General features: G+C 62.8%; 13 protein-coding genes. 9 read left to right on the top strand and 4 right to left on the bottom strand.

Going from position 1 to position 18,354, the window contains the following annotated elements; translation table 11 throughout:
• Nucleotides 1-150 precede the first annotated feature (150 nt).
• From BMX27_RS06525 to BMX27_RS06510, 4 genes are read left to right on the top strand one after another with little or no spacing between them, the layout of a single operon-like run.
• Nucleotides 151-1,386, top strand: coding sequence for an oligosaccharide flippase family protein (locus BMX27_RS06525; protein ID WP_090159055.1), 1,236 nt, complete (start codon nucleotides 151-153; stop codon nucleotides 1,384-1,386).
• Nucleotides 1,387-1,389: 3 nt separating this feature from the next.
• Nucleotides 1,390-2,313 (top strand): glycosyltransferase family 2 protein, encoded by a 924-nt coding sequence (locus BMX27_RS06520; RefSeq protein WP_090159054.1) that lies wholly within the window; start codon nucleotides 1,390-1,392, stop codon nucleotides 2,311-2,313.
• Nucleotides 2,310-3,308 carry a glycosyltransferase family 2 protein gene (locus BMX27_RS06515; protein ID WP_090159053.1) on the top strand — a complete coding sequence of 333 codons (999 nt, stop codon included), beginning with the start codon at nucleotides 2,310-2,312 and terminating at the stop codon, nucleotides 3,306-3,308. The genes BMX27_RS06520 and BMX27_RS06515 overlap by 4 nt, the downstream gene beginning before the upstream one ends.
• Nucleotides 3,305-4,315: a glycosyltransferase family 4 protein gene (locus BMX27_RS06510; RefSeq protein ID WP_090159052.1), complete on the top strand. Its 1,011-nt coding sequence runs from the start codon at nucleotides 3,305-3,307 to the stop codon at nucleotides 4,313-4,315. Before BMX27_RS06515 ends, BMX27_RS06510 begins: the two co-directional genes overlap by 4 nt.
• Nucleotides 4,316-4,326: 11 nt before the next feature.
• On the opposite strand, the gene BMX27_RS06505 is transcribed toward BMX27_RS06510, so the two are convergent.
• The gene (locus BMX27_RS06505; RefSeq protein WP_090159051.1) at nucleotides 4,327-4,899 is read right to left on the bottom strand and encodes a hemerythrin domain-containing protein; all 573 of its coding nucleotides are present in this window, start codon (nucleotides 4,897-4,899) and stop codon (nucleotides 4,327-4,329) included.
• A 251-nt stretch (nucleotides 4,900-5,150) separates the two neighbouring features.
• On the opposite strand from BMX27_RS06505, the gene BMX27_RS06500 reads away from it, so the two are divergent.
• The 5 genes from BMX27_RS06500 (at nucleotide 5,151) to BMX27_RS06480 (ending at nucleotide 10,697) form a co-directional block, all read left to right on the top strand.
• Nucleotides 5,151-6,782, top strand: a complete 1,632-nt coding sequence (locus tag BMX27_RS06500; protein ID WP_090159217.1) for a peptide ABC transporter substrate-binding protein — start codon at nucleotides 5,151-5,153, stop codon at nucleotides 6,780-6,782.
• A gap of 83 nt (nucleotides 6,783-6,865) precedes the next feature.
• Entirely contained in the window at nucleotides 6,866-7,789 is a 924-nt protein-coding gene (gene oppB / locus BMX27_RS06495) for an oligopeptide ABC transporter permease OppB (protein ID WP_056036769.1), read from the top strand.
• A 9-nt stretch (nucleotides 7,790-7,798) separates the two neighbouring features.
• Nucleotides 7,799-8,722 (top strand): ABC transporter permease subunit, encoded by a 924-nt coding sequence (locus BMX27_RS06490; RefSeq protein WP_056036766.1) that lies wholly within the window; start codon nucleotides 7,799-7,801, stop codon nucleotides 8,720-8,722.
• Complete coding sequence (locus BMX27_RS06485; protein ID WP_143056791.1) at nucleotides 8,722-9,690, top strand: oligopeptide/dipeptide ABC transporter ATP-binding protein; 969 nt, start codon at nucleotides 8,722-8,724, stop codon at nucleotides 9,688-9,690. Before BMX27_RS06490 ends, BMX27_RS06485 begins: the two co-directional genes overlap by 1 nt.
• Nucleotides 9,687-10,697, top strand: coding sequence for an oligopeptide/dipeptide ABC transporter ATP-binding protein (locus tag BMX27_RS06480; RefSeq protein ID WP_090159050.1), 1,011 nt, complete (start codon nucleotides 9,687-9,689; stop codon nucleotides 10,695-10,697). The genes BMX27_RS06485 and BMX27_RS06480 overlap by 4 nt, the downstream gene beginning before the upstream one ends.
• An 85-nt stretch (nucleotides 10,698-10,782) precedes the next feature.
• Here BMX27_RS06480 and BMX27_RS06475 read toward each other — a convergent pair whose 3' ends face one another.
• The 3 genes from BMX27_RS06475 to truA form a co-directional block, all read right to left on the bottom strand.
• Nucleotides 10,783-15,567 (bottom strand): translocation/assembly module TamB domain-containing protein, encoded by a 4,785-nt coding sequence (locus BMX27_RS06475; RefSeq protein WP_090159049.1) that lies wholly within the window; start codon nucleotides 15,565-15,567, stop codon nucleotides 10,783-10,785.
• A complete protein-coding gene (locus tag BMX27_RS06470) occupies nucleotides 15,564-17,366 on the bottom strand; it encodes an autotransporter assembly complex protein TamA (protein WP_090159215.1) in 1,803 nt (600 codons plus the stop codon). Before BMX27_RS06470 ends, BMX27_RS06475 begins: the two co-directional genes overlap by 4 nt.
• Before the next feature lie 131 nt (nucleotides 17,367-17,497).
• Entirely contained in the window at nucleotides 17,498-18,265 is a 768-nt protein-coding gene (gene truA, locus BMX27_RS06465) for a tRNA pseudouridine(38-40) synthase TruA (protein WP_090159048.1), read from the bottom strand.
• Between the last annotated feature and the right edge of the window lie 89 nt (nucleotides 18,266-18,354).

Raw genomic sequence — 18,354 nt, 5'->3', positions numbered from 1 at the left:
TGCAGGGTCCATTGCGCATAAGGCAGCGCGCCTATCCGTCCGGATAGATCGTTGCACGTTTGCCCGTTCGGCCTGCCCGGACGTGGCTGGGACAATCTTGGGTGCTTGCGCCTAAACAGGGTTCAACACGAATTGAACGGACCCTGCATCATGCAATTGACACGCAAACCCACGGCCTTTGTCGGCAACCTGATGGCCTATGGCGCATCAGAGGTCGCATCCAAGGTCTCGCGGTTGTTTGTCGTGATGGCCGTGGCCCGCAGCCTGGACCTGACCCAGATCGGCATCGCTGCCAGTGCAATCGCGGCGGGCGATATTCTGAAATCCCTGACCGAAAACGGTGTCGGGCAGCGGATCATCGCAGCGCGCGACGAGGAACTTCAGGCAACCTGTGCGACGGCGCATCGCATTTTCTGGGTCTGGTGCAGCGGCCTGTTCGGGCTTCAGTCGCTGATCGCGCTGGGATTCCTCCTGAGTGGGGGCAGCGAGATCCTGGCGGTCCTGATCCTGCTGCTGGGGGCAGAATACCTGTTCATGCCCGCCGGTCTGGTGCAGGTGGCGCTGGCGATGCGGGCAGGCCAGCTCAAGCGGACGGCCAGCATCGCGGGCGCACAGATCGTCGGGGCGAACCTGATGTCGGTGCTGCTGGTGCTGGTCTGGCCTTCGGCGCTGGCCGTCGTGCTGCCGCGTCTGCTGTCCGCACCCATCTGGCTGATGGCGGTGCGGCGCCTGCACCCCTGGCGGCGTGACCCGCAAGCAGGCTACGCCCCCTTGCGCCCCTTTGTCAGTTTTGGCTGGGCGGTGCTGGGTGTGGAACTGGTCAAGGCGCTGCGCCTGCAATCGGACAAGCTGATTGTCGGTGCCCTGATGGGACCGCAGGCGCTGGGACTGTATTTCATGGCGTTCAATGCCGGTCTGAGCCTGTCCAATTCGTTCACCACCGCCTTTTCGACCGTGCTCTTTCCGCATCTGACGCAAACGGCCGACCGCACGGCTGCGCTGCGCGGCAGCATGTTGATCGGTGTCGGTCTGATTGCACCGGTCGTCATCCTGCAGGCGCTGGCGGCCCCCTATTACGTGCCTGTCATGTTCGGTGACGGCTGGGACGACATTGCGGATATCGTGGCGATCCTCTGCCTGGTGGCGATCCCGACGACGCTTTGGACCGCTGCGGCAGGCTGGCTGCGCGCCAACAATCGCCCCCAGGTCGAATTGCTGGTGACCGTTGCCCTGACCATGGGTGTGGTCGCCAACACGGTGATCCTCGCGCCGCACGGGCTGGCCGCCGTCGCCACGGGCTATGCCGTCACCACCACCACGCTGTTCTGTGCGGCCTCGCTGCCTGCGATCCGCGCGGCCTTTTTCTCTCATCCCCTGAAGGTGTGATCCATGCTGACCTTTTCGATAATCATCCCTTGCTACAACGCGCAGCACACGCTGATCGAGACGTTGAACGCGATCAAGGCCCAGTCCTATCCCGCGTGGGAAGTCATCGTGATCGACGACGGTTCCACCGATGGATCGCGGGTATTGACCTCGGCCATGGCGGCCTATGACCGCCGGATCACCCTGGTCGGCAATCCGGGCAAGGGGCCGAGCCATGCACGCAACCACGGGGCCATCGACCTGGCAAAAGGCGATGTCATTGCATTCTGCGATGCGGACGACATCTGGTCGCCGACCAAGCTGGCCGAACTGGCCACAGCCTTTGAAGATCCGTCGGTCGATGCGGTCTACGGTCAGGTCGCGTTCTTTACCGCGCGGCCGCGTGACGCCATTGCGACCTCGACCGTGCCCGCAGGCGATCTGACCGTGCCGATACTGCTGGCGGAAAATCCCGTCTGCACCATGTCGAACCTCGCGGTCCGGCGCGCGGCCTTTGCCGCGACGGGCGGTTTCAACCCCGAGATCGTGCATAACGAGGATCTGGAATGGCTGATCCGCCTTGTCGGCGACGGGGCGCGCGTGATCGGTCTGGACATGCTGCAGGTCTGGTATCGGGCCAGTGCCGGTGGCCTGTCTGCCGACCTGATGGCAATGACCCGTGGCCGTGCCATCGCTGTCGCCACCGCCGCCCGCTACGGCCATGTGCCCAGCCGGGCTGCCGATGCGACCTACCTGCGTTATCTGTCACGCCGTTCACTGCGGCTGGGCCAAGGGCGGCTGCAGCCCCTGCGCTATGCCCTGCGTGGCCTGATCCAAAGTCCTGTCGGTTTTTTCAACGTACCGCGCCGTGGTCTGCTGACCCTGATCGGCGCCCTGATCGCCGTCGTCCTGCCGCGTCCCTGTGCAAAGGCTCTGTTTTCGAAATGAAACCTGTCTCATCCCATCCCCGAGCAACAATCGTTGTACCCGCCTTCAATGTCGCTGCCACGCTGCGCGAAACACTTGCTGCCCTCCTCGCACAGACGTTTTGCGATTTCGAGATCATCGTCGTCGACGATGGTTCCAGCGATGCGACCGCCGCGATTGCCGCGTCGTATCAATCGGACCCTCGGGTTCGATTGATCCAGCAACGCAATCGCGGACTGGCGGGCGCGCGCAACACCGGCATTCACGCCGCACGCGCGCCGTTGATCGGGTTCTGTGACGCCGACGACATATGGGAACGCTGGAAGCTGGGCGCCCATATCGCACATCTGGATGCCTCTCCAGAGGTCGGTGTCAGCTACGCCGGGTCTGCCCTGATCGACGATGCCGGTGCATTGTTGGGGCAGACCCAGGCACCACGTCTGTCGGGGGTCGACGCGGCCCATATCCTCAAACGTAATCCGATTGGCAACGGGTCTGCTGCGGTGATCCGGCGTGCCGTGTTCGATGCCATCGCCTACAGACCAGCCTATGAGAAGAGCCGCGACTGGTATTTCGACGAAACCTTTCGTCAGTCCGAAGACATCGAATGCTGGATGCGCATTGCGCTGACAACGGACTGGTTATTCGCGGGCGTGCCGGGGCTATTGACCCGCTACCGCATCAGCGCAGGGGGCCTGTCGGCGGCAACTGACCGGCAATTGGCATCATGGGAAAACATGGTGGCGAAACTGACGCCACTGGACCCCGCGCTGTTTGCGCAGGTGGCCCCCATCGCACGGGCCTATCAGCTGCGCTATCTCGCGCGTCGCGCCATCAGCGATCTGGATGCAGGTCGGGCGCGCACACTGGTCCTGCAATCGCTGCGCCAGTCTTGGCGTCCGCTGTTCGAGGAACCCCGCAAGACATTGACCACACTGGCGGCGACAGCAGTGCTGTGCAGCGCCGGACCTTCGGCCATTTCGGCCCTCATGACTGCAAAGGAGTCACGTTCATGACCGATCAACCCGTTGTGTTGCACCTTGTTGATGACAGCACCGCCGGCGGTGTGATGCGCGTTGTCGATTTTCTGGTGAATGATGGCCGCCTGCAGGCGGGTGCGCGCCACGTCACCCAGCAGATCGAACGCGGCAAGGTTCCGTCCGCTGTGCTGGATGCGGATGTGATCGTGTCGCATCTGACGCTGAACTGGCGCGGTCTGCCCGGTCTGATCGGCCTGCGCGCGGCAAACGCTGGCACGCCGCTGATCCACGTCGAACACAGCTACACCGAGGGTTTCGTGAACCGAAATGTCGTCAGCCGCGCCCGGTTCATGACGTTGATGCGGGTGGCTTTTTCGCTGTTCGACCGTGTTGTTGCGGTCAGCCACGCGCAGGCGGAATGGTTCGCATCGCGCCAGCTGTGTGATGCGGGCAGGCTGGTGACGATCCAGTCCTGCGTCGACCTGTGTGATTTCCGCGCCGTGCCTGACCGTGTGGGGCCGGTGCGTGTCTTTGGTGCGATCGGCCGGCTGGAACCGCAAAAGGGATTTGATCACCTGATTTCGGCATTTCGCGGCTGCCCTGACCCCGATATCGCACTGCACATCTACGGTGAGGGCGGGGAAGAGGACGCGCTGCGGGCGCTGGCCGCTGGTGACGCGCGCATTCGGTTCATGGGGTTTGCCGCAACCCCGGCGGCGGCCTATGCGGCTGTTGACGCCGTCGTCATGCCGTCCCGGTGGGAGGCCTACGGTCTGGTGGCCATCGAGGCGCTGGCCGCCGGTCGCCCCGTGATCGCTGCGGCCATCGACGGGTTGCGCGACCACGCCGCATTGGGGGCCATGCTTTATGACGAGACATCGCCAAAGGCACTGGATCGCAGTCTGACCCAACGGCATATCGCGGCGGCCCGTCACCTGACTGCCGGATTGGAAGACCGGTTTGTCGCGTGCTGGGACAATCTGCTGGCCGATCTGTTGCTGCAGTCCCGGACCGATGAGGTTGCGATGGCGCAGGCCGCCTGACGTAGGGGCAGTCAACCGCCCAGATCGGCGCTTCCGAACTTCAGGATAACCGGCACGATCAATTCTTCTTCGTCGATCAGGTGGCGGTTCAGCAGGCGGGCCATGTCGGACAGACGGTCGCGGAATGCCCCGGCCTGCGATTGCAGGCGGTCGCGGTCGTCCAGCTGGCGCAGCGTGGCATTCGCCGTATCGGCAAAGGCATTCAGGTGACCGTCCAGAGCGTGATGATCGGCGTCCAGAATCTCGAAACCACGGTCGATGCGCTTGTCCTTGGCGCGCAGGCGCGGAAAGTAATGCGCATCCTCGATGGTGTGGTGTTCATGCAGGCCGTTCACGAACATCCCGCCATAGCGTGACAACTGGCGTGCAAAGGCATCGGGGGCGGTCTTGCGGTCCAGCAACAGCTCGGTGCCTGTTTCCATTTCGGCCATCAGGCGGCGGAACATCATGTGTCGATCCAGCCAGAATCGGATCAACCCGTCAAAGCCGGGATCGCGGGTCCAACCGTCACGCGGATATGTCTCGAGCAGGACGCGCAAGGCGTCCGGCAGACCCTTGCGGGTGTCGAGGTCGGTTTTGTCCATCAGATTGACCTATTCGCAGTGTTCAAAAGTTTGATTTGGCGGTGAAAAACGGACTGCAAATTGCGCTGTTGCGCGCCCATCGTTTCCATTCATTGCGCCTGCCGTCACGTTATGTCCCGTTCACGCTCATGGGACAACAGCGCTCTTGCAACCCCGAAAAAATGCGCAAAGGATATAGCATCACCGCGCAGGTAAACGAACCGTGCGCGCAACTACAGGGCGAACAACAGCCCGCTGACAGGGAGAATTCCATGACATTGACCCGACGCCATCTGATGGCCTCCACCGCTGCCGTTCTCGTGCTGACCGGCACCGCAACCTTGGCCGAGAGCCACATTCCTGCCGATGCAACGCTTGCTGCGGAACAGACCTTTGTCTACCGCGTCGGCGACGAAAGCCCGTCGATTGATCCCGGCAAGGTCGAGGATACGGACGGCAGCGACATGGTGCGCCAATTGTTCGAGGGTCTGTACAACCAGGACGCCGACGGCAATCTGATCCCCGGTGTTGCGACCGACTACACCGTCAGTGACGACAACCTGACCTACACCTTCACCCTGCGTGACAACGCCAAGTGGTCGAACGGCGCACCCGTCACCGCCGGCGATTTCGAATACGCATGGAAACGCGCCGCATCCCCTGCGCTGGCCAGCCCCTACAGCTGGTACATTGAACTGATGAGCATCGAGAACGCCAGCGCCGTCATCGCGGGCGAGATGGAACCCGATGCATTGGGCGTGACCGCCGTTGACGACACCACGTTGCAGGTCACGCTGTCCGAGCCGCTGCCGTATTTCCCGCAGATGCTGACCCACAGCACGACATTCCCCGTGCTGCAATCCAACGTCGAAGAATTCGGCGATGACTGGGTCCAGCCCGGCAACATGGTGTCCAACGGTGCCTATGTGCTGACCGAATTCGTGCCGCAGGAACGCGCCGTGATGTCGCGCAACACCGAATATTGGGACAACGCGAACACGACGCTGGAAACCGTCACCCGTCTGGTGGTTGCTGACGAAAACGTCGGTCTGACCCGTTATCTGGCAGGCGAGCTGGACCGCACCGATGTGCCGGCCGGCCAGTATCCGCGCCTGTCGCAGGAATACCCCGATCAGGCGATGAGCGTGCCGCTTTCCTGCAGCTATTACTACATGTTCAACCTGCGCGATAACGGCCCGGAAGAGTTTCAGGATCCCGCCGTGCGTCAGGCGCTGTCGCTGGCCGTTGACCGTGACATCATCGTTGATGCCGTCCTTGCCGGTGGTCAGAAACCGGCCTACAACTTTACCCATTGGGCGACCGCCGGGTTCGAGGCACCTGAAATCGCCATGGCCAGCATGACCCAGGAAGAGCGGAACGCACAGGCGCAAGAGCTGCTGGCATCCGCAGGCTACGGTGCGGATAACCCGCTGACCGTCGACCTGGTCTACAACACCAATGAATCCCACCGCGCCGTCGCCGTGGCGATCAGCCAGATGTGGAAACAGACGCTAGGTGTCGAAACCACGCTGGCCAATCAGGAATGGCAGACGTTCCTCGATGCACGCGGTTCGGGTGATTTCGATGTGGCACGTGGCGGCTGGTGCGCCGACTACAACGAGGCGTCGACGTTCCTTGACCTGATGCAGTCCGGTTCGGGCTACAACGACAGCAAATACGTCAACGAAGAGGTCGACGCGCTGCTGGCCAATGCCAAGACGTCGGACAACCCGAACGCGGATTACGCAGCGGTCGAGGAGATCATCGCGACGGATATGCCGATCATCCCGATCTACCACTATGCAGCTGTGAAAATGTTGAACGACCAGATCGAAAACTGGCCCGTCAACAACTTTCAGCAGAACTGGTATGCCAAGGATCTGTACAAGGTCGCAGCAGAATAACCCTGCACGTCCACTGCGCCGCGCCCCTGTCACCGGGGGTGCGGCGTCTTTGTTTTTCGTGACCATTGCGGGAAGTCCGATCCATGTTCAGCTTTATCCTCAAACGGCTTGCGATCGCGGTGCCGACGCTTTTGATCCTTGTGATCCTGTCGTTCATCCTGATGTACGCAGCCCCCGGCGGCCCGTTCAATTCCGACCGGCCCCTGCCGCCACAGGTGCTGGCCAACATCGAGGCGAAATACGGGCTGGATCAGCCGTTCTGGAAACAGATTCTGGATTATGTCTGGAATGTCGTGGTGCATTTCGATTTCGGCCCGTCGTTCCAATACGAGGACCGCACCGTCAATGACGTGATTGCCCAAGGGTTCCCGGTGACACTGACCTATGGTTTCTGGTCGTTCGTCGTGGCCGTGGTCGTCGGTGTGACCCTCGGGGCCGCTGCTGCGATCAAGCAAAACAGCTGGCTGGACTACCTGGCAGTTGGCATCAGTATCGGCGCACAGGTGCTGCCGAACTTTGTCATGGCGCCGATCCTGCTGCTGACATTCACCCTGTGGCTGGGCTGGCTGCCCGGTGGCGGTTGGAATGGCGGTCAGTGGCAATATCTGGTGATGCCTGTCATCGCGCTGTCGACATCCTACATGGCGTCCATCGCGCGGATCACGCGGTCGTCCATGCTGGAGGTGCTGAATTCCAATTTCATCCGCACGGCCAGGGCCAAGGGTCTGCCCACGCGCCGCGTGATATTCAAACATGCGCTGAAACCCACGATGCTGCCCGTGATCAGCTACCTGGGACCGGCGTTTGTGGGCATGATCACCGGATCGGTGGTGATCGACATCTTCTTTTCCACCGGTGGGATCGGGCAGTTTTTCGTCAATTCCGCCTTTAACCGCGATTATTCGGTCATCATGGGCATCACCATTCTGGTGGGCGCGCTGACCATCCTGTTCAACCTCGTTGTCGATATCCTCTATGCGTGGATCGACCCGAAAATCCGTTACTAGGGGTGCCACATGACCTATTCATCTGACGCCGAACGCCTGCTGAACGCCACCCACCTCGCCGAGGTGCAGGGCCGGTCGCTCTGGGCGGATGCCCGCGCGCGGTTCCTGCGCAACAAGGCTGCGATGGTCGGCACGTTCATCCTGTTCGGGATCGCTGTCTTTGCCATCTTTGGCCAGTTTGTCGCCCAGCACGAACGCGACATGATCGATTTCACCCTGATCGGTGCCAACATGCAAAAAGGCGTCCCGTCGATCGAGACCGGGCACTTCTTTGGCACGGACGCGAACGGGCGTGATCTGTTCGCGCGGGTGGTGCAGGGGACGCAGATTTCCCTGATGGTCGGCATCGTGGGCGCGCTGGTCGCGGTGATTGTCGGCACGCTCTACGGGGCGATTGCAGGATACGCAGGTGGCCGCACCGACAACATCATGATGCGGATCGTCGATGTGTTGATGTCGATTCCGTTCATGTTCGTCCTTATCCTGATGCTGGTGATCTTTGGCCGGTCGATCTTCATGCTGTTCCTCGGGATCGGCCTGATTTCATGGCTGGACATGGCACGGATCGCGCGTGGTCAGACCCTGACGATCAAGAACAAGGAATTCGTCGAGGTCGCCCATGCCACCGGCGTCGCACCCTTTACCATCATCCTGCGCCACATCGTGCCCAACCTGCTGGGCATCGTGATCGTCTATGCCACGCTGCTGGTGCCGCAGATGATCATCTTTGAAAGCTTTATCAGCTTTCTGGGTCTTGGCGTGCAGGAACCCAACACCTCTCTCGGGGCACTGATTTCAGAAGGGTCGTCCAACATGGCTTACGGCGTCATGTGGCAGCTCTATTTTCCGCTGGCGTTCTTTGTCCTGACGATCTTCGCCTTTTTCTTTGTAGGCGATGGCCTGCGCGACGCACTCGACCCAAAGGACCGCTGATGCTGCTCGATATCGATAACCTGCGGGTCACGTTTTCCACCGCAGACGGCGACGTGAATGCCGTCAACGGCGTCAGTTTTCAGCTGGATCAGCGCGAAACACTGGCCATCGTGGGCGAAAGCGGGTCCGGCAAGAGCCAGACCGCCTTTGCACTGATGGGGCTGCTGGCGCGCAACGGCCGCGCCACCGGGCAGGTACGTTTCGACGGCACCGACCTGCTGGGCCTCACACCATCCAAGATGAACAAGGTGCGGTCCAACCAGATCGGCATGATCTTTCAGGATCCGATGACCTCGCTGAACCCCTATATCCGGATTTCAGAGCAGATGGCCGAAGTGCTGACCCTGCACAAGGGCATGAGCAAAAAGGACGCCATTGCCGAGAGCATTCACATGCTGGACGCGGTGAAAATCCCCGATGCGCGCAACCGCATCCGGTCCTTTCCGCACGAATTTTCCGGCGGGATGCGTCAGCGGATCATGATTGCCATGTCGCTGCTGTGTCGCCCGCGCCTGCTGATCGCGGATGAACCCACGACTGCGCTGGATGTGACCGTGCAGGCGCAAATCATGCAGCTGCTGGCCGACATCCGCGACGATTTCGGGACGGCGATCATTCTGATCACCCATGATCTGGGGGTTGTGGCGGGTTTCTGCGACCGGACGCTGGTGCTGTATGGCGGCCAGATCATGGAGGACGGCCCGACCGATCCCGTGTTCGCTGACCCCTCGCATCCCTATACCAAGGGACTCTTGCGTGCCGTGCCGCGCCTTGACCGCGACGACGACGAACTGTTGACCATTGCGGGCGAACCGCCCGACATGTCGCGTCTGCCGCAGGGCTGTCCGTTCACCGCGCGTTGTGCCTATGTTCAGAACACATGCGCCCACATCCCGCCGGAACTGGCGACCTTTGATGGCAATCGTCGCCGCGCCTGCCATGTCCCGAAATCAGAGGTGTCCGCATGACCGAACCGATCCTGTCGCTGCGCGATTTGTCCGTCACATTCGATGTGCGCCCGCGCGGGGCCTGGCCCTGGACGGCACCGCTGAAATTGCAGGCGGTCAGCCAGATGACGTTCGACCTCGCACCGGGCGAATGCCTTGGCGTCGTGGGGGAATCCGGCTCCGGCAAATCCACGCTCGCACGCGCCATCGTGGGCACCGTGCCGTCGTCAGGTGGTCAGATCAACTTTGAGGGGGCCGACCTCGCCGCGATGACACCGCGCGAGCGGAGGGTGCACCGCCGCGATGTGCAGATGATCTTTCAGGACCCCTTGGCGGCCCTGAACCCGCGCATGACGGTAGGCGACATCATCGCCGAACCGCTGGTCACACACGAACCGGGCCTGTCGCGCGCGGATCGCAAATCGCGTGTACAGGACATGATGAAACGGGTGGGCCTGCTGCCAAACCTCGTGAACCGCTATCCTCACGAATTCTCCGGCGGCCAGTGCCAGCGCATCGGGATTGCCCGCGCGCTGATCCTGAAACCCAAGCTGCTGATCTGCGACGAACCCGTTTCTGCCCTCGATGTGTCGGTCCAGGCGCAGGTGGTGAACCTGCTGCGTGAATTGCAGCGCGACATGGGATTGTCGATGATCTTCATCGCGCACGATCTGTCTGTCGTAAAGCACATAAGCGACCGGATCGTGGTGATGTATCTGGGACGCCAGATGGAAACCGCCGACGCGCGGACCATCACGACACGGCCCGAACATCCTTATACGCAGGCGCTGATCAGCTCTGTCCCGATCCCGGACCCCGTTCTGGAACGCAAACGTCCGCGCACCACGCTGGACGGCGAATTGCCCTCACCCATATCGCCACCGTCGGGCTGCGTGTTCCGCACGCGCTGTCCCAAGGCGCAAGCGACCTGCGCACAGGCTCTGCCACCGATGCTGGAGGTCGGGCCGGGTCACCGTGTCGCCTGTCCCTACCATCAGGCTGAAAACGTGCTGGCTGTCAGCGCCTGACGCAAAGCATACGCTGTTTCCGAAATATCCTCGGGGGGAGGTGCAGCGCACCGGGGGGCAGACAGCCCCCCGACCACGTCTGCCGTCAGTAATCCCGTTCGAAAAAGATACCGATGCTGGTTTCTCCATCCGCACCAGCGGTGCCCTTGGCCGTGATCTCGCTCGTGATATCGAGGTTGAGGTTGATCTCGGTCGATCCATCGCTGCCGATTGTCACATCGGTATAGAGGTTGTCGGACAGGTATTTGCCGGCCCGCAGCGCGGCATTGCCTTCGGCATCGGTGGTCACGTCGAAATCGTCCAACCCCAGATTTGCACGGAACCCGTCGATCAGACCGCCGCCCCCGCGACCGGCCAGCTCGCCCACGGCTGCGGCCAGCTGCACCGCCTGCAGTGGCGAAATTTCCGACAGGTCCCGGCCAAAGATCAGCTGCGAAAGTACCTCGTCCTGCGGCAGGTCTGGAACGGATTCAAAGCTGACCTCGGGGTCGTTGGCCGGGCCTTCGACCACGATGCGCACGACGGTTCCGTTGTCGGTTTCCGTCGCGGCCACCAGCCGCAGATAGGGCAGGAAATCGCCCTGAAGCGTGGCAGAGCCTTCTGTCAGGTCGAACCGTTGTTGCAGGATGCTGATGCGCCCCCGGATCAGGTCGAACTGACCGACGGGGATGATGTTGGCGGTTGTGCCACCCAGCGCCAGCTGACCGCCCAGTTCAGCGTCCAGCCCGCGCCCCCGGACAAATATCTGGTTAGGCGCAGTGATGGTCAGCGCCAGCGGATAGACTGGCCCGCCGCCACCCGTCTCCGCCGCAGCACGGTCGCCGCCGTCAATCGCCACATCGGCGCGGTTCAACGTCTGGCGCACACCTGCATCAGGGTTCAGGTGGCGGACTTCCGGCAATTCGCCCAACCCGCCGACGCCCGATGACGGGACCTGAATGTTGGCCTCGCTCAGCTGGACGTCACCGCCGATCACGGCACCGCCTGCAAGCGGACCCTGCACGGTAACGCGCCCGTTCAGGATCGCCTCGTAGAGGTTGGGATCGCGCAGCCGGACAGCCCGCAATGCGAGTCCCAGGTCGGCATTGTAGCCGCCCGTCAGGGCCACAGGACCGGTCAGCGTCAAGGTGCCGCCAGTGCCGACCTCGGTGGTCATGTCGATCTGTGCGGATTGCCCGTCGAGTGCGATGCGACCCGTGATGTTTTCCAAGGATTCCGACAGGGACGGCAGCGACAGGCGTGCGCCGCCCGTGGCGATCTGCCCGCTGACAGAGGTCAGGGCAGGGGGTCCGTTCACCGACAGGTTGAACGTTGCGATCCCGTCCAGACTGCGCGGCGTGATGAACGTATTGGCCAACCCCAGCGGCACCTGTCCGTTGGCGTCCAGATTCAGGTTGCCGCCAGCCGCCACCGTGCCATCGGCGCTGGCCTGAATGCCGCCCGGTCCCGTGGCGTCGATATCAAGTGTGAAATCACCACCCGCCGTACGTCCGACCTGGCCTTGCGCCGTCACAGGACCGCTGAGGGCATCGGTGAACAGTCCGACATTGGCCAGCCGCGCCTGAATTTGCCCGGCAGCACTGCCACCCTGACCCGCCTCGATGGCACCGGATGCGGTGATCTGCGGGAACTGCACGTCAAAGGACCGCACGGTGATATCCGCACCGTCCTTGCTGGCGTCGACCGTCAGATTGCCGGTGCCGGCCAGCAACTGGTCGACCTGACTGTTGCCGATGGCCAGCTGGCGGGTCTGCGCCCGGGCCTGCACGTCCAAAGTACTGAGGTCCGGCATCAAAGTGGCGGCAGCATTGACGGACAAACCGCCGGAAATCGGCTGGCCGGCCAGGGCCGCAAATTGCGATAGCTGTGCGATGGCGGCATCCACGGTTGCAGTGATGCGGTAATCGTCCTCCTGCGGTGCAACGGTGGCATCGACCGCGACATCGGTGCCGCTGCCACGGGCGGTCAGGTCGATCTGTGCAGTTCCGGTGCTGTCGCGGTCCGCGGTCAGATCCAGCGTCAGCGCCCCATTCAGCCCCTGTGCCAGCGTGCCCGCATCCCGCAGGATCGCGGTGATGTCGGCGTCCAAGGGGCCGGTCAGGCCGCCGCTGCCGCTACCGGACAGGGTGAATTGTGGCGTCGCCACATCCAGGTTGTTCAACGCAAAACTGTCCGGCCCTGTCCGTGCGACCCCGCCGCTGATGCGGCCTGCACCCGCCATCAGTTGGTCAACCTGTGCAATGCCGGCGGTGATGTCCTGCGTGGTCCCGTTCAGCGTCACATCCACGGCGCTGAGGTCGGGCAACAGCGTGCCGTCCACCACCAGATCAATCCCACCTGAAATCGCATCCTGCCCCGCGAGGGCAGCGTAGGGGGCGAGGTCGGGCACTTCTGCTGCGATGCGCCCGGCGATCCGGTAGTCGTCCTGCGGAGCTGCAATCTGCACATCAGCGTCCAGATCGACGCCGGGGCCTTGGGCCCGCAGGATCAGGTTCGCCACCTCGCTTGCGTCGCGATTGCCGGTGATGGTGGCGGCCAGCGGGCCCGCCAGACCGTCGACGACCAGACCCACGTCGGTCAGGCGCAGGGCGATATCGGCCTCGGCCGGGCCGGTCAGGCCACCCAGCGCGTCGCCGGTCAGCGACAGTTGCGGCGTCTGCAGGTTCAGATCCTGGACCCGGTATGTCGCGTCACCGGTATATCCGACCGTGCCACGCAGACTGCCTGCGCCGACCAGCAGCGGGTCAACCTGATCGAACCCGGTCTGCACGTCCTGCATGCTGCCGGTGATATCCGCGCTGTAGTTCGTCAGATCCGCAAGCAAGCTGGCGTCGACCGCCAGATCGACGGCACCCGACAGGTCCTGATTGCTGATCTGACGGAAAACCGACAGATCGTCCGCCTGCAGGTTCACCACGGCGTTGACGCGCTGCGTGTCCTCGAATGGCGCGACGGTGCCTGTCGCTGCAAAGGTGGTTTCGGGCACCTGTCCCTGTACGTCAAAAGTCACATTGCCATCGGCTGCGCGATCGGCGGTGCCGGTGACGTTCGCGGGTCCGTCCAGTCCGGCCACAACCAGTCCAAGGTTGCGGAGGCTCACGTCGAAATCGCCGGTGCTGACAGCACTGGTCAGATTGGCGCGGCCTGTAATCAGGGCCTCGGGTGTTTCGATCCGCAGGTTGGGCAGGCGCGTGCCTTCGGTATCGCGCACGGCAGACAGGCGCACGGTGCCTTCGCCCGCCAGAATGGGGTCAAGCTGCGCAACATCGACGGCCAGATCGTCGGTGGCTGCATCGATGTTGATGTCGAACATGCCGTCCAGCGGTTGTAGAACGGCGGTGATGGTGGCGCGCGCCGCACCCCCCAGATCGCGTCCTGCGAGGGTCGAAAACCGCTGGATCGCATCGGCGTCGAAATTCAGCTGCGTGTTGATCACAGGCGTGTCGCCACTGGTGTCGATCGTTGCCTGGGCATCCAGTTCGATCCCCGGCCCGTTCAGCGTCAGCGTCGGGATTTCGATCGGTGCCGTGGGATCGCGCAGGACCACGATCTGTCCCGTCAGCGCATCACCAAAGGCCTGCGCCGCGCCTGCGTCGTCCAGTTCCACACCGTCAGCCCGGTATTGCAGATCGGCGGTGAACAAACCGGCGTCAGCCGCACTTTCGGCGCGGATCGTGCCGCCGCCGTCCAGCGTGATCGCGTCGATACCCAGACCGGGCCGGTCGAACCCGTTGATGTCAAAGCTGGCGGTCCAGTCCTCGCCCAGGCTTTGGTCGAACTGGATGCTCAGGTCCACGTTGTCGACATAGGTTTTCGGCCCGCCGATGGGCAGCAGAACGCTGTCGCCGGTTGTGTCGGCCACGGTGCCGGTCAGGTCGATGAATTCGGCCCAGCCGTCGGCATCGACACGCACCTCGCCTTGCAGGTTCAGCTTTTGCGCGCTCAGGTCGAGGTCGGACAGAAAAAACGACCCGTCATCAGCCTGCGCACCAGTCGCGACCAGTGCCACATCCGTGCCAAAGAACCCCTGATAATCGGGGGCCAGCAGTGGCGTCACATCGCCGCCGATGTTCAGCGCGAATCCTGTCTGGCTATCGGTCTGGTCCAGCGCGAAATTGCCGGTGATCCGGGGCTGGCCGGATGTGGCAAGCGTCAGGTCGGCTGCGAATGCGCTGAGTGGTGCATCGCCCTGAAGGGTCAGCAACAAGGAAGGTGCACCGGGGATGCCCGCCCGGGTGGCGATCAGGCCGTCCTCGCCTTCTTCGACACGCAGGTTCAGGCCGACATTTCGGGTTTCGTTGTCATAAGATCCTGCAATGTCGAAAATGCCGGTCTGGCCGTCCAGCCGGTTTGCGGTCACATTGGCCGACCCTTCGCCACCTGCCAGTGACGCGGACCCCGTCAGCGACAGGGCCAGCGCCTCACCGATCAGGGGTTCGCCCAGTTCGATCCGTGCGATGTCGAGCGAATCCAACTGAATCGAGACGGGCAGCTCTGGCAGAGAAAATGGCTGCGCCTCGGCGTCGGGGATGTTTTCGGATGGGGGTGTGATCGGGGCGCGGTCCACCCGGATCAAGGCCGCGCTCAGTTCCTGGACGTCGATGCGCCCGCGCAGCAGGGCGCTGCGGTTCCAGTCCAAAGTGACATCTTCAAGTGTCAGCCAAACCCCGTCGCTGTCCGCGACCGTGATGCGGGCGACCGTTGCCTCGGACGACAGCGCGCCCTCGAACCCCTGAATGTCGACGATACGATCATCGCCCGACAGATTGTCCTGAATGAGGCGCGTCAGGTAACCTTCGCCTTCTTCGTCCTGGGCCGTGGCGGCAAAGGGCAGGGCGGCGAGAGTTGCAAATACAAGATACTTTTTCAAAACGCTTGCCCGATCCCGATGTAGACTTCGACAGACTTGAATTGATCGTCACCGCTGGCTGGTGTGCCGATATCCAGGCGGATGGGGCCGATGCCGGTGTCGTAGCGGATGCCGATCCCGACGCCGGATTGATCCGCGCCGTCCTGAAACGGCGCGGAATCCGCACCGACATAGCCGTAATCGTAGAACCCCACGGCGCTGATTGCTTCGGTGATGCCAACGCGCGCCTCGATCTGCGCACCGGCAAAGGATTTCCCCCCGACCGTGACGGTTTCGCCGTCGACAATCTGGGGCACGCCCAGCGATTGATAGCCCTGACCGCGCACGGTGCTGGTGCCGCCTGAATAGAACAGGAAATCCTGCGGGGCCTGGTCGATGTCCGGCCCGATGACGGTGCCCAGCTGCGCCCGTGCGGCGATGGTAAAGCGATCGTCGGTACCGAAGCTGACGTATCCGCGTGTGTCCAGAAACCCGCGTGCGCCACTCTCGCCACCATCCAGTGCGAGAAACGGCGTGGCCGAGGCCTTGATATAATAACCAGAGGTGGCGTTGGTTTCGCTATTGCGCTTGTCGTAGGTCGCGGCCAGCGGCGCAGTCAAAAGCAGGTAATCCCGGTCGCCGAAATTCGTTTCCTCTTGCGCCAGCAAGAGACCCAGACCCCCTTCGATTTCCAGATCCTCGGTAATCAGCCGTGTCACCAGCGCCTCGGTCGAGAATTTGTCGATCAGGAATTCAGGCTCGTCTTCGCGGCTGATCGCGGTGGTGAATGTGAAATCCGTCTGCGGGCCATAGATCGCGGGCACCTTGAGCGCGGTCGACAGCGTGTAGTCCGTCCCGCCGGTTGTCCCACCGATCCCGGCCACCTCGCCATCGATGCGGAAATTCTCTGCCCCGCCAAAGGCGTTGCGGTGAATCCAGAACGTCGAAACCCGCACGCCTTCGACCGATGACAGTTCAAGACCGAAACCGATCCGCCGTGGCAGGCTCTCTGCGATGGTTGCAGTGATGGGCAACGTATCGCCGGCTGCGATGTCGTCGGCTTCGGTCAGTGCAACGGAATCAAAGGCGCCCGTGCGGCGCAAACGGTTGGCAGCGGCCGTCAGCGCGTCGGGGGAATAGACCTCGCCCGTGGGCAATCCTGCGATCCGCTGGATCGCCGCGGTGCGCACATCGGCGTTGCCGGTGACGATCAGCGGGCCAAAGGTCAGCTGCGGACCCGTATCCAGCGTGACATCGGCGGCCAGCAGGTTGTCGCTGTGCTGCGCAATGATCTGTTGGTCCGCGACCTGCACCTTGGCATAGCCCAGTTCCTGCCAACGGGTGCGTGCGACGCTGGCGGCTTGCCTGATCACATCGGCCTTGGCATCCGCACCGACGGCATAGCCTTCGGGCAGTTCGGTGCCGGGGGCGACAGGGGTGATGTCGGCCCGGCCAAATGTGAACAGCGGACCGGGCTGGACGTTTAGTGTCACCGTGTCGATGACCTGCGGGCTGTCCAGTGGCGGGATGCCTGCCGCCTCGGACCCGTTGACCTGAATGGAAATCACCGGGCTGTAATAGCCCGCGGCATAAAGCGCGGTCAGCAAGCGGCGATAGTCGGCACGCGCGGCGGCGACGTAATCCTGCGGGGCTTTGTCAGCCTCTTCGTCGGCATTGATGGAAACCGACAGTGACGCATCGCGCAGCAGGCTGGTCAGGTCGTCATCCGCACCCGGCGCATTCAGCGTGATCGTCTGGGCCTGAACGGCCCCACTTGCCAACGCCAACAGTCCGGTGGCCCCTAAAACCAGTTTATTCATCAAAATCGCCCGCATCCCCAGTTCAGATGAACATCTAAAGCATCCCGGAACAAACGCAAATAACAGCTGTGCCCGTTTTCGCGAATCATCGCGCAATTGGCCGTGACCCGCCGGGGTAGGGACGCGCTCGGTCAGGCGAAGGGATCGTCTGGATAGCCCACACCCGCCAAATATAGCCCGTATGGCGGGCATACGGGGCCGCAGGCGCTGCGGTCGCGCGCACCAAGGGCGGTTTTCACATCGTCGGGATGCCATTGTCCGGCACCCACCCGTTCGAGCGTCCCGACAAAGCTGCGCACCTGATTATGCAGGAACGACCGGGCCCGCACATGAATGTGCAACAGCTGACCCGCATGGGTGTAACGCTCCTCGATCCGCAATTCGTCCAATGTGCGCACAGGGCTGTCCGCCTGACACTGGGCCGCGCGAAAGGTGGTGAAATCATGCCGTCCCAGCAGATGGTCTGCCCCGGCCTGCATGGCGGCCGCGTCGAGTGGGTGGGTCACGCGCCACATCGTGCCAGCATCCGTGGTCAGGGGCGCGCGCCGCGCCGCCAGCTTGAACAGGTAACGTCGTTCGACAGCACTGAAACGCGCGTGCCAGTCGTCGGCAACCTGTGCGCAGTCCAGAACGGCAACGGGCAGCGGCTTGAGGTGGTAGTTCAGCGCCTCTGACAGGCGGAACGGGTCCCAGTCGCGGGTCAGGTCGCAGTGAGCTATCTGCCCGGTGGCGTGCACGCCGGTGTCGGTCCGGCCCGCCGCACCAATCCTGTGATCACCCGGTTCCAGCCGCGCCAGTGCCGTCTCGATCGCGGCCTGCACCGACGGCTGGTCAGCCTGACGCTGCCACCCCGAAAAGGGCGTGCCGTCGTATTCGATTTTCAGGGCATAGCGTGGCATGAAACGGGTCGTAAAAGCGGGGGGCGCCGAAATCAATCCCTACCCATCGTCGCAGCAAGACCCTAGTTGTAGCGGACAAAGAGGGGATA

The organism is Loktanella sp. DSM 29012, assembly GCF_900110705.1.
Classification (GTDB): Bacteria; Pseudomonadota; Alphaproteobacteria; order Rhodobacterales; family Rhodobacteraceae; genus Loktanella; species Loktanella gaetbuli.
This window is presented reverse-complemented; position numbering and strand designations above follow the sequence as displayed.